Raw genomic sequence first — 12,322 nt, forward strand, 5'->3', positions numbered from 1 at the left:
TGATTATAGTCAACCTTACGCAGACGAAGCGCTTGAAAACGAAGTATGTTAGTTTTTATGTTGGGTAATGAACAGGGCCCGGCAAACAACAACAAAATAGAGTCGAAATAAATGATCCCACAGATTTCACAGGCACCCGGCGTCATTCAACTGGTGCTCGATTTTTTGGAAGCGTTAAAAAAAGACGGGTTCACCGGCGATGTGACAACCAGCTACGCCGATAGATTGACGATGGCGACCGACAATAGCGTCTATCAGTTATTGCCGGATGCCGTGCTGTTCCCGATGGCGACCTCTGACGTGGCCTTATTGGCGCGTCTCGCCGGGCAGGAGCGTTTTAAATCTCTGGTATTCACCCCGCGCGGCGGTGGTACTGGCACCAACGGCCAGTCGTTAAACCGGGGAATTGTGGTTGATATGTCCCGTCATATGAATCGCATCCTAGATGTTAACGTCGAGCAGGGCTGGGTGAAGGTTGAAGCGGGGGTGATTAAAGACCAGCTGAATGACTATTTGCGCCCACTCGGCTATTTCTTCTCCCCTGAGCTGTCGACCAGTAACCGCGCGACGCTGGGTGGCATGATCAACACCGACGCTTCGGGTCAGGGTTCACTGGTGTATGGCAAAACCTCAGACCACGTTCTCGGGCTGCGGGCGATTGTGATTGGCGGCGAGATGCTCGACACCACCTCCATGCCGACGGCGCTGGCTGACAAGCTGGGTGAAGAGAATTCGGTGATTGGTCGGATTTATCGCACCGTGTTAGATAGCTGCCGCGACAACCGCGCGCTGGTTATCGAAAAATTCCCCAAACTTAACCGCTTCCTCACCGGTTATGACTTGCGCCACGTATTAAGCGACGACCTGCAAAACTTCAACCTGACTCGCATCCTCACGGGTTCAGAAGGATCGCTGGCCTTTATCACCGAAGCGCGGCTGAACATCACGCCAATCCCGAAAGTGCGCCGTCTGGTCAATATTAAATATGACTCTTTCAACTCCGCGCTGCGCAATGCGCCGCTGATGGTTGAGGCCAATGCCCTGTCGGTGGAAACGGTCGACTCCAAAGTGCTGAATCTGGCGCGGGAAGATATCGTCTGGCACACCGTGCGTGACTACATTACCGACGTCCCCGGCAAAGACATGCAGGGGCTGAATATTGTCGAGTTCGCAGGTGATGACGGCGTGTTGATCGAGCGTCAGGTTGAATCGCTTTGTGAACGTCTCGACAGTTTAATCAGCGACGGCGAAGCCGGGGTGATTGGCTATCAGATTTGCGCCGACCTGCCGGGCATTGAGCGTATTTACAATATGCGCAAAAAGGCCGTCGGCCTGCTAGGGAATGCCAAAGGGCAGGCCAAGCCGCTGCCGTTTGCCGAAGACACCTGCGTGCCGCCGCAGCATCTGGCTGACTATATTGTTGAATTCCGCGCACTGCTCGACAGCCATAACCTGAGTTACGGCATGTTCGGCCACGTCGACGCCGGGGTGCTTCACGTCCGCCCGGCTCTGGATATGTGTGACCCGCAACAAGAAGTCCTGCTGAAGCAGATTTCTGACCAAGTAGTGGCGTTAACTGCCAAATACGGCGGCCTGTTGTGGGGCGAGCATGGTAAAGGCTTCCGCGCCGAATACAGCCCGGCGTTCTTCGGCGAAGAGCTGTTCCACGAGCTGCGCCGCATTAAATCGGTCTTCGACCCGGACAATCGGCTCAACCCCGGCAAGATTTGTGCGCCTTTAGACAACGACGAGCCGATGATGAAAGTGGACGCGGTCAAGCGCGGCACCTTTGATCGACGGATTCCTCTCGAGGTTCGCCAGTCCTTCCGTGGCGCAATGGAGTGTAACGGCAACGGCCTGTGCTTTAACTTTGATGTGAAAAGCCCGATGTGCCCGTCAATGAAAATTACCGGCAGCCGCATTCACTCGCCGAAAGGCCGTGCCGGGCTGGTGCGCGAATGGCTGCGCCTACTGGCAGAGCAGGGCGTAGATCCGCTGGCGCTGGAAAATGCCTTGCCGCAGCAAGGAGTGAGCTTCCGCGGGCTTATCGACCGGACGCGCAATACCTGGCATGCCAATAAGGGCGAGTACGATTTCTCTCATGAAGTGAAAGAGGCGATGTCCGGCTGTCTGGCCTGTAAGGCTTGCTCGACCCAGTGCCCGATAAAAATCGACGTGCCGGGCTTCCGCTCGCGCTTCTTGCAGCTCTACCACACGCGCTATCTTCGCCCGATGCGTGACCATTTGGTCGCTGGAGTGGAAAGCTATACGCCGCTGATGGCGAAGGTGCCGAAGGTGTTCAACTTCTTCTTTAGCCAGCCTTGGGTGCGAGAGATGAGTCGCAAAAGCATCGGCATGGTCGATCTGCCGCTGCTATCTACGCCAACCCTGCGCCAACAGCTGCTGGGGCATAACGCGACCACCATGACGCTGGAGCAGTTGGAGAAAATTAGTCCTTCCCAGCGCAACCAGTATGTACTGATTGTGCAGGACCCCTTCACCAGCTATTACGATGCACAGGTGGTGGCCGATTTCGTGCGGCTAGTAGAGAAGCTGGGCTTGAAGCCCGTCTTGCTGCCGTTTTCACCGAACGGCAAGGCGCAGCACATCAAAGGCTTCTTGCAGCGTTTCGCCAAAACCGCCAAGAAAACTTCCATCTTCCTCAACCGCGTGGCGCAGTTGGGCATGCCGCTGGTGGGGGTCGATCCTGCCTTGGTGCTTTGCTATCGCGATGAATACAAAGAGATCCTGGGCGAAGCTCGCGGCTCGTTTGAGGTGCAATTGGTCCACGAGTGGCTGAGCACCTTGCTGGCGGATCGCCCGGAGCAGCAGCAAAGCGGCGAGTCTTGGTATCTGTTCGGCCACTGTACGGAAAGCACGGCGCTGCCAACCAGCGGCAAGCAGTGGGGGGATATTTTCGCCCGCTACGGCGCCAAGCTGGAAAACGTCAGCGTCGGCTGCTGCGGCATGGCGGGGACTTACGGCCACGAGAGCAAGAATATTCAAAACTCGCTAGGTATTTACGAGCTGTCATGGCACCAATCCTTACAGCGTCTGCCGCGCCAGCGCTGTCTGGCGACCGGCTATTCGTGCCGCAGTCAGGTAAAACGTATTGAAGGCAATGGGCTGCGGCATCCTTTGCAAGCCTTGCTGGAAATGATCCCTTAACGGAAAGGAAACCCTATGACATTGTGGAAACGGCAAACCACCCTTGAGGCGCTAAACGCCAGCGGGCAGGGCTGCATGGTCGGGCACGTGGGCATTGAGTTCACGCTGCTGGCTGACGACCATCTTGAGGCCACCATGCCTGTCGACCAAAGGACCACCCAGCCGTTCGGCCTGTTGCACGGCGGCGCTTCCGTGGTGCTGGCGGAGTCGATGGGTTCGATGGCGGGCTACCTGTGCAGCGAGGGCGAGCAGAAAGTGGTGGGCGTCGAGATCAACGCCAACCACCTGCGCTCGGCAACCAAGGGCAGGGTGAAGGGCGTGTGCCGCGCCCTGCACACCGGCAGGCGCAATCAGGTGTGGCAGATTGAAATTTTCGATGAGCAGGAGAGGCTGTGCTGCATTTCGCGGCTAACCACGATGATCATCGATTGATCGACTGAAATGTTAATGGAAGTGCATCAGGCAGACATATTTCCCTATGTCTGCCTTTTATTTGCGACAAGCCTGGCGGCTAATCGATTGAAATGTCTTTAAAGCTGAAAAGGGACGCGTTTAACAAAGTCAGTTTGAAAGGCTGTCGCTTTTTCCCAGATGCCCATCATGGCATAATAGTGACAAATCAGTTTCAACGTATGGCGAGCAAAGTGATAACTCTGCACGCGGAATAGCTCATTACGGTGGGCGGTATTTATTTCTAAAATAAGTCGGTTATGTAATTTACACAGCGCGTGAAGGTAGCTGTGGTCATCACCGTTTTGCAGGCACATGTTCGCCATGTCCAGACAGATACTATTGAAGCGCTTGAGCTGGCTGATTTCGGCGTCGACTCTTTGCAGCGCGGCTTCCGCCATATAAAAATCTACCGTGGCATCACGCACGCTGAATTTGTATTCGTCGATTTTAGTTTGCAGCCATGCATTAACCGATTGAGTCATTAGCAGCAGTCCAATTTTGTGAATGATAACCATTATCAAAGTGGAACTTATCATATTTGCAAAGCGGCGGGTGATCAATCAGCCAGTGGATTTTTATTTATCGATTTGTAGACCTATAAATAAGCGGAATATCCCTGTTAAAAGTGCGGAAATAGGGGCGAAAAAAGGCATTTCCTGACTATAAAAGAACGAATTCATAAATAGGTATTTCCGATGAATGTTTTATAATAGTGATCAGGAACATTATTTTTTCCGATTGAAAATCGGCAATTAGATTTTTTTTAACAAAAAATTGACAACTTATTCAATTAGTTGATGGTCGCGGTGTTGAAGACCCGCCAGCGGCCAGCCTTGGAAAGCGTAAGCGTAGAGTGAAGTTCCTCACGCTAAATCGCTATACCCTCTTAAAACAAGAGGTTGAAGTGATACCTGTTATCACTAGAATAGGCACAATAGGTCTTGTCTATGACCCTGAAACGATGAGGTAGGACAGATGCAAACTGAAACAGTCGGCACGTTCTCTTTAGATGAGAACATTTGGAAAGGTGTGACGTTGACTGACTCTGCGGCTAAGCAGGTCAAAACGCTCATCAACCAAGATCCAGAAGTTAAAGGGCTACAGCTCTCTGTGAAGCAGTCAGGCTGCGCAGGTTTCGCGTATGTCCTCGATCTGACTAAGCAGCCAGCCGGCGATGATCTGGTGTTTGAACACGATGGTGCCAAGTTGTTCATCCCGTTGAAGGCAATGCCTTTCATTGATGGCACCGAGGTGGATTTCGTCCGCGAAGGACTGAATCAGATATTTAAATTCAATAATCCTAAAGCTCAACATGCCTGCGGGTGTGGCGAGAGCTTTGGTGTCTAACATTATTGTAAACGAAGCGATGTAACCAACATGTCACGAAGCAACGTAGAAATTCCAGACAATGTGCAGTCTTGGGTCGGCGAGGAGACGAAATACAAGGAAGGGTTCTTCACTCAGCTGGCAACCGATGAATTAGCATCTGGCATCAACGAAGATGTGGTGCGTGCCATTTCCGCGAAGCGCAATGAGCCTGAGTGGATGCTGGAGTTCCGTCTGCAGGCTTATCATGCTTGGCTGAAAATGGAAGAGCCACACTGGTTGAAAGCGTACTACACGCCCCTCGATTATCAGGATTACAGCTACTACTCCGCACCTTCCTGCGGCAGCTGTGACGATACCTGTGGTTCTCAGCCGGGTGCCACGCAGCAGCCGCCGGCCGATGCGCTGGGCGTGCCTGCCGTTGACGGCAAAAATTACCTGACCAGCGAAGTTGAGAAAGCCTTCGAACAGCTGGGTGTTCCGGTGCGTGAAGGCAAAGAAGTGGCGGTCGACGCCATCTTTGACTCCGTTTCCGTCTCCACCACTTACCGTGAAAAGCTGTCTGAATCGGGCGTGATTTTCTGCTCCTTCGGCGAAGCCATTCATGAATACCCGGATCTGGTACGCAAGTACCTCGGTACCGTGGTGCCTGCGCAAGATAACTTCTTTGCTGCACTGAATGCCGCCGTGGCGTCTGACGGTACTTTCGTTTATGTACCAAAAGGCGTGCGCTGCCCGATGGAACTGTCCACCTATTTCCGTATTAACGCGGCGAAAACCGGCCAGTTCGAACGCACCATTCTGATTGCCGATGAAGGCAGCTATGTGAGCTACATCGAGGGCTGTTCTGCCCCGGTGCGCGACACCTATCAGCTGCACGCGGCGGTGGTTGAAGTCATTCTGCATAAAGATGCTGAAGTGAAATATTCCACCGTGCAGAACTGGTTCTCCGGCAGCAAAGACAGCAGCGGCGGGATACTGAACTTCGTGACCAAACGCGCACTGTGCGAAGGTTCAGGTTCAAAAATGTCTTGGACGCAGTCTGAAACTGGCTCCGCGATCACGTGGAAATACCCGAGCGTTATCCTTAAAGGGGATAACTCAATCGGGGAATTCTTCTCCGTGGCGCTGACCAGCGGCAAGCAGCAGGCAGATACGGGTACCAAAATGATCCACATTGGTAAAAACACCAAGTCGACCATTATTTCTAAAGGTATCTCAGCCGGTCACAGCCAGAACAGCTATCGCGGTCTGGTGAAGATTCTGCCAACTGCCGAGAATGCCCGTAACTTTACTCAGTGTGACTCCATGCTCATCGGCCCTGACAGCGCCGCGCACACTTTCCCTTATGTGGAAGTGCGCAATAACACTGCCCAGCTTGAGCACGAAGCAACAACTTCGAAAATCGGCGACGACCAGCTGTTCTACTGCTTACAACGTGGTATCAGCGAAGACGATGCGATTTCGATGATTGTTAATGGCTTCTGTAAGGATGTCTTCTCTGAGCTGCCGCTGGAGTTTGCCGTTGAGGCCCAGAAGCTTCTGGCTATCAGCCTTGAGCACAGCGTCGGGTGATTCTCTTTCTCTTATATAACAACGCTATATAAAGAGAACTGACGCTTTTCCCGCTCGTCCACCCACTTCTTTCCCGTGAGAAGACGATTTAGACGAGCGCTGGAAATTGAACGACTGAACCAGTGAAAGAACCACAGAATTATGAGCGCGCAGGCGCAAACTCAAGGATACGTATGTTAAGCATCAAGAATTTAAAAGTCCGTGTCGAAGAAAAGGAAATTCTTAAAGGGCTTGATCTCGAGATCAAACCAGGGGAAGTGCACGCTATTATGGGCCCGAACGGCTCCGGTAAAAGTACGCTTTCCGCGACGCTGGCCGGACGCGAGGACTACGAAGTCACCGACGGTACTGTTGAATTCAACGGTAAAGACCTGCTGGACTTAGACCCAGAAGAGCGGGCAGGCGAAGGCGTGTTCATGGCCTTCCAGTACCCGGTTGAAATTCCTGGCGTCACCAACCACTTCTTCCTGCAAACCGCCGTTAACGCCGTACGCAAGTACCGCGGTCAGGCACCAATGGACCGTTTTGACTTCGCTGATTTCATCGAAGAAAAAATCGCCATGCTGAAAATGCCAGAAGATTTGCTGACCCGTTCTGTCAACGTCGGCTTCTCCGGCGGTGAGAAAAAACGTAACGATATCTTGCAGATGGCGGCTCTTGAGCCAAATCTGTGTATCCTTGATGAAACCGACTCAGGTCTGGATATCGATGCGCTGAAAATTGTTTCTGACGGCGTTAACAGCCTGCGTGACGGCAAACGTTCATTCGTTATCGTGACCCACTACCAGCGTATCCTCGACTACATCAAGCCTGACTACGTGCACGTTTTGTGGCAGGGCCGCATTGTTAAATCCGGCGATTTTACCTTGGTTAAACAGTTAGAGGAGCAGGGTTATGGCTGGCTTACAGACCAAGAGTAACGTACCTGCGGCGGGCAGTTCGCACGCCATGCAACAGTTGTATCGCCTGTTCGAAAGCGCAGGCGGCGAGAACTCTGCCCACGCACATGCGCACTGGCAGCAAGTTCTGCGTATTGGTTTTCCACACGCCAAGCTTGAAAACTGGAAGTACACTCCGGTTTCCTCTTTGCTCGGTAATCAATTCTTTGCTCCGCAGCCACAGGCGTTGAGCGCTGAAGAGTTGAAGGTGCTGGCTTTGCCGCTGGATGCTTACCGCCTGGTGTTCGTCGATGGTCGCTTTGATGCTGACCTTAGCGATGTGCAAACTGGCGCGTTTGAAATTGAAAAACTGAGCCCGTCCGTTCAGCAGACTCTGCCTGAGCCGATTGAGTCAGAAGTCTTCCTGCACCTGACCGAAAGTCTGGCGCAAGACGGCCTGTCTGTGCGTTTGCCTGCCGGTAAACAAGCAGATAAACCACTCTATTTGCTGCATGTCAGCAGCGGTCGCGAGCAGGCACGTGAGATTAATACCGTTCACCATCGTTACCACTTGGCGATTGAAAGCGGCGCCAATGCTGAAGTGATCGAGCACTACGTTAGCCTGAGTGACAAAGGTCATTTCACCGGCTCACGTATGACCGTGAACGTTGGCGACAACGCGGATTTCACTCACTACAAACTGGCTTTTGAAAGCCAGGCGAGCTTCCACTTCTCGCACAATGATTTAGTGATTGGCCGTGACGCACGCGTTGCCAGCCACAGCTTCTTGCTGGGTGCGGGTCTGACCCGTAACAACACCAGCGCGCAGCTTAACGGTGAAAACAGCAATCTGGACATCAATAGTCTGGTATTGCCGGTTGACGCAGAAATTGCCGATACCCGTACTTATCTCGAACACAACAAAGGCTATTGCAACAGCAATCAGCTGCATAAAGTGATTGTGCGTGACCGCGCTAAGGCCGTGTTTAACGGCATGATTAAAGTGGCAAAACATGCGCTGAAAACTGACGGTAAAATGACCAACAACAACCTGCTGCTGAGCAAACAGGCTGAAGTGGACACCAAACCTCAGTTGGAAATTTATGCCGATGATGTGAAATGTAGCCACGGTGCGACAGTGGGCCGTATCGATGACGAACAGCTTTTCTACCTGCGCGCGCGTGGTATCAGCGGCCAGGACGCACAGCATATGATTATCTTTGCTTTCGCGGCTGAATTGACCGAAGCCATCGAAAACGAAACCCTGCGCGATGTAGTCATTGCCCGTATTGCTGGCCGACTAAATCGAGGTGAGTAATGAGTTTTCCACTGGAAAGAGTACGTAACGATTTCCCTCTGCTAAGCCGTGAAGTTAACGGCCAGCCGCTGGCCTACCTTGATAGCGCGGCCAGCGCGCAGAAACCTCGCCAGGTTATCGAGCGCGAACTTGAATTCTACCAGCATGGCTATGCCGCGGTTCACCGCGGCATTCATACGTTAAGTGCTGAAGCCACCGAGCAGATGGAAAATGTTCGCCAGCAAGCGGCGGAGTTCATCAATGCGGCTTCTGCCGAAGAGATCGTGTTCGTCAAAGGTTCGACCGAAGCCATTAATCTGGTCGCCAACACCTTTGGCCGCGCGTTGCTGCATGCCGGTGATCGCATCATCATCACTGAGATGGAGCACCATGCGAACATCGTTCCATGGCAGATGCTGGCAAAAGAGCGCGATCTGCATATCGACGTCTGGCACTTAACGCCAAACGGCGAGCTGGATCTGTCGGAGCTAGAAACGCTGATCACACCGCGCACTAAGCTGCTGGCGCTGGCCCACGTCTCTAACGTGCTGGGCACGGTGAACCCAATCGAAACTATCATTCCGCAGGCTAAAGCAGCCGGACTGACGGTATTGGTTGATGGCGCACAGGCCGTAATGCACCACACCGTGGACGTGCAGGCGCTGGATTGCGACTTCTATGTCTGGTCTGGTCACAAGCTCTACGGGCCGTCCGGCATTGGTATTTTGTATGGCAAGAAAGCCCTGCTTGATCAAATGCCACCGTGGGAAGGCGGCGGTTCGATGATCAAACACGTCAGCCTAACCGAAGGCACCACCTTTGCCGCAGCGCCTTGGCGCTTTGAGGCGGGTACGCCAAACACGGCTGGCATCATGGGGCTGGGTGCGGCAATGAGCTACGTCACTGACCTGGGCATTGCTGAGATCCATGATTACGAGCAGTCGCTGATGAGTTATGCACTCGAAGCTATGGCTCAGATCCCTGATATTGTCATCTATGGCCCGGCAATTCGCTCCGGCGTAATCGCTTTCAACTTGGGCAAGCACCACGCCTACGATGTCGGCAGCTTCCTTGACCAATACGGTATTGCTATCCGTACCGGCCACCACTGCGCCATGCCATTGATGTCATTTTACGGTGTGCCGGCCATGTGCCGGGCGTCGCTCGCCATGTACAATACTCGCGAAGAAGTCGATCGCTTGGTCGCCGGGCTGCAACGCATTCATCGTCTGCTGGGTTAATCCGCAGTCTATTATCAGGATCTATTTTTATGGCTTTGCCAGATAAAGACAAATTAGTGAAAAACTTTTCCCGGTGCCCGAACTGGGAAGAGAAATACCTGTACGTGATTGAACTGGGTGGACAATTACCCGCGCTGGCCGATGAACATCGCCAAGATAAAAACCTGATCTCCGGCTGCCAAAGCCAAGTCTGGATTGTAATGCAGACTAACGAGGCGGGTGAGCTGAGCTTCGCGGGTGATAGCGATGCGGCCATTGTTAAAGGACTGTTGGCGATTGTCTTCAGCCTGTACCAAGGTCTGACAGCGCAGGAAGTGGTGGAACTGGACGTGCGTCCTTTCTTCACTGCCCTTGAGTTGAGCCAGCATCTTACGCCTTCCCGCTCGCAAGGGCTTGAAGCGATGATCCGCGCTATTCGTGCTAATGCCCAGCAATTGAGCTAATCACGACACGTTGCTCGTTAGGAATGTTCTGCTAATGAGCAACGTTATTTCTTCCTTCATCTCATCCTCCCTTGCCATTTAATTCTGATAATTCAGCTGCTTAAAACGCTTCTCTTGCCTTAATTTTCATTCCGTCGAGCTTTTGTAACGCTTTGATTTTAAGCGTTTTAATTGCCTTTACTTCAGGCATTGCTACTATTAAAACTCAACAGGAAGTTGATGCCTGCGCACCTGCCTTGGCATCGGGTTTCAACCCTTACGATAATCATCAGTAGGAATGAGTATGAAACGTGTATTACCCCTGATGGGGATGTTATTCGCTGGCTATCTAACAGCCGGAACCGGCGCGGCCAACGCCGCAGAATATCCGCTGCCGCCGGATAACAGCCGCCTTATCGGTGAGAACACCACCTACGTTGTGCCAAACGATGGCAAACCTCTCGAAGCGGCAGCCGCCAAATATCAGATTGGTTTGATTGGAATGCTGGAAGCAAACCCGGGCACCGACCCTTATTTGCCGAAGCCGGGCACGGTGCTGACCATTCCATCGCAGATGCTGCTTCCCGACACCAAGCGCGAAGGCATTGTGGTAAACCTTGCCGAGCTGCGCCTTTATTACTACCCGAAAGGGGAGGATAAGGTGATCGTGCTGCCAATAGGTATTGGCCAATTAGGGCGTAATACGCCGGAAATGGTGACTTCGGTCAGCCAGAAGATCCCCAATCCAACCTGGACACCGACCGCCAACATCCGTAAAGCTTACTTGAAAGACGGCATTAAGCTGCCGGGCATGGTGCCAGCCGGGCCGGATAATCCGATGGGGCTGTTCGCCATGCGCCTGTCCGCGGGCACCGGGCAATATCTGATCCACGGCACCAATGCCAACTTTGGTATCGGTATGCGCGTCAGCTCGGGCTGCATCCGCCTGCGCCCGGACGATATCGAAGCGCTGTTCAACATGGTGCCGAAAGGCACGCGCGTGCAGATAATCAATCAGCCAATCAAAGTGGCGGTTGAGCCGGACGGTAAGCGTTATATCGAGGTGCACCAGCCGCTGTCGCACACCGACAAGGACGATCCGCAGACCAAGCCGATTGCGCTGACCGCCGCAGAGAAGAAGTTCATCAAGAATAAAGAGACTAATGAAGATGTTGTGAAGCAGGCCATCGAGCGCCGCTCGGGTATGCCGGTGATTGTGAGTCACGGCACTGATGCTGACTCAGCGCAAGAAGCGCCGTCATCACAAGCACCACAGCCGCAAGGTGCTTCTATTACTCAGGCTCAGTCTTACCAGACCGCCGATAACCAATAATCGCGCTGTACGGCCCAGAGAGGCATTGCATATTAAGGAGCTGATACCAGCTCCTTTTTTTATGTTCGTCTGGTAGAAGGTGCTGTGGCGAGTTTTAAGGGTATTTAGACGGGGAATGTCAGATGTGGAAGAGGGGAGCGGAGAGATGCTGAACGACAGGCAAAAAAAATGGCGCACTGAGTGCGCCATTTAACTATTGAAGTAATATTACTTCTTGTAAGCGTGAGCTTGGTTGTCCAGACGTTGGTTAGCGCGAGCTGCATCGTCTTTAGCTGCTTGAACGTCAGAACGGATTGCGTTCACGTCGTTGCTCAGTTGGTCAACTTTAGAGTTCAGAGTAGAAACGTCTGAAGACAGTTGGTCGATTTTAGCATTGCTTGAACAACCAGCCAGCATAGTAGAAGCCAGGATTACAGCGCCCAGTACCAGTTTAGTGCGATTCATTATAAAACCCTCTAGATTAAGTTAATCTCCATGTAGCGTTACAAGTATTACACAAACCTTTTTCTAATGAGAATAAATTTTTGCTCGCAATCGCTTTATTTTGATCGTTCGCTCAAAGAAGCATCTTTTTTTGCGAAAAAGTTAAAAAATGCAGCGAAAACAGCTGGATTCCATGAGACTTGTCC

General features: G+C 52.5%; 11 protein-coding genes. 9 read left to right on the plus strand and 2 right to left on the minus strand.

Going from position 1 to position 12,322, the window contains the following annotated elements:
- Positions 1 to 111 precede the first annotated feature (111 nt).
- Both ydiJ and menI read left to right on the plus strand, forming a co-directional pair.
- The gene (gene ydiJ / locus SBO83_RS03215) at positions 112 to 3,168 is read left to right on the plus strand and encodes a D-2-hydroxyglutarate dehydrogenase YdiJ (protein WP_396130431.1); all 3,057 of its coding nucleotides are present in this window, start codon (positions 112 to 114) and stop codon (positions 3,166 to 3,168) included.
- Positions 3,169 to 3,183: 15 nt separating this feature from the next.
- The gene (menI, locus tag SBO83_RS03220) at positions 3,184 to 3,600 is read left to right on the plus strand and encodes a 1,4-dihydroxy-2-naphthoyl-CoA hydrolase (protein ID WP_154145951.1); all 417 of its coding nucleotides are present in this window, start codon (positions 3,184 to 3,186) and stop codon (positions 3,598 to 3,600) included.
- Between the two features lie 98 nt (positions 3,601 to 3,698).
- Here menI and SBO83_RS03225 read toward each other — a convergent pair whose 3' ends face one another.
- Positions 3,699 to 4,103 (minus strand): hypothetical protein, encoded by a 405-nt coding sequence (locus SBO83_RS03225; protein ID WP_396130432.1) that lies wholly within the window; start codon positions 4,101 to 4,103, stop codon positions 3,699 to 3,701.
- Positions 4,104 to 4,596: 493 nt separating this feature from the next.
- Here SBO83_RS03225 and sufA point away from each other — a divergent pair, with 493 nt between their 5' ends.
- From sufA to SBO83_RS03260, 7 genes are all read left to right on the plus strand, one after another.
- Positions 4,597 to 4,968 carry a Fe-S cluster assembly scaffold SufA gene (gene sufA / locus SBO83_RS03230; RefSeq protein WP_353502426.1) on the plus strand — a complete coding sequence of 124 codons (372 nt, stop codon included), beginning with the start codon at positions 4,597 to 4,599 and terminating at the stop codon, positions 4,966 to 4,968.
- Between the two features lie 30 nt (positions 4,969 to 4,998).
- A complete protein-coding gene (gene sufB / locus SBO83_RS03235; protein WP_396130433.1) occupies positions 4,999 to 6,522 on the plus strand; it encodes a Fe-S cluster assembly protein SufB in 1,524 nt (507 codons plus the stop codon).
- Positions 6,523 to 6,695: 173 nt separating this feature from the next.
- A complete protein-coding gene (sufC, locus tag SBO83_RS03240; protein ID WP_353502425.1) occupies positions 6,696 to 7,442 on the plus strand; it encodes a Fe-S cluster assembly ATPase SufC in 747 nt (248 codons plus the stop codon).
- Entirely contained in the window at positions 7,417 to 8,718 is a 1,302-nt protein-coding gene (gene sufD, locus SBO83_RS03245; protein WP_396130434.1) for a Fe-S cluster assembly protein SufD, read from the plus strand. The genes sufC and sufD overlap by 26 nt, the downstream gene beginning before the upstream one ends.
- The gene (sufS, locus tag SBO83_RS03250; protein WP_100937247.1) at positions 8,718 to 9,938 is read left to right on the plus strand and encodes a cysteine desulfurase SufS; all 1,221 of its coding nucleotides are present in this window, start codon (positions 8,718 to 8,720) and stop codon (positions 9,936 to 9,938) included. The genes sufD and sufS overlap by 1 nt, the downstream gene beginning before the upstream one ends.
- Before the next feature lie 29 nt (positions 9,939 to 9,967).
- Positions 9,968 to 10,381, plus strand: a complete 414-nt coding sequence (gene sufE, locus SBO83_RS03255) for a cysteine desulfuration protein SufE (protein WP_034791146.1) — start codon at positions 9,968 to 9,970, stop codon at positions 10,379 to 10,381.
- Positions 10,382 to 10,664: 283 nt separating this feature from the next.
- Positions 10,665 to 11,693, plus strand: a complete 1,029-nt coding sequence (locus SBO83_RS03260; RefSeq protein ID WP_396130435.1) for a L,D-transpeptidase family protein — start codon at positions 10,665 to 10,667, stop codon at positions 11,691 to 11,693.
- Positions 11,694 to 11,900: 207 nt separating this feature from the next.
- On the opposite strand, the gene SBO83_RS03265 is transcribed toward SBO83_RS03260, so the two are convergent.
- Positions 11,901 to 12,137: a major outer membrane lipoprotein gene (locus SBO83_RS03265; RefSeq protein ID WP_013576093.1), complete on the minus strand. Its 237-nt coding sequence runs from the start codon at positions 12,135 to 12,137 to the stop codon at positions 11,901 to 11,903.
- Positions 12,138 to 12,322 lie beyond the last annotated feature (185 nt).

It is taken from the genome of Ewingella allii (assembly GCF_044430645.1).
GTDB classification, from domain to species: domain Bacteria; phylum Pseudomonadota; class Gammaproteobacteria; order Enterobacterales; family Enterobacteriaceae; genus Ewingella; species Ewingella allii.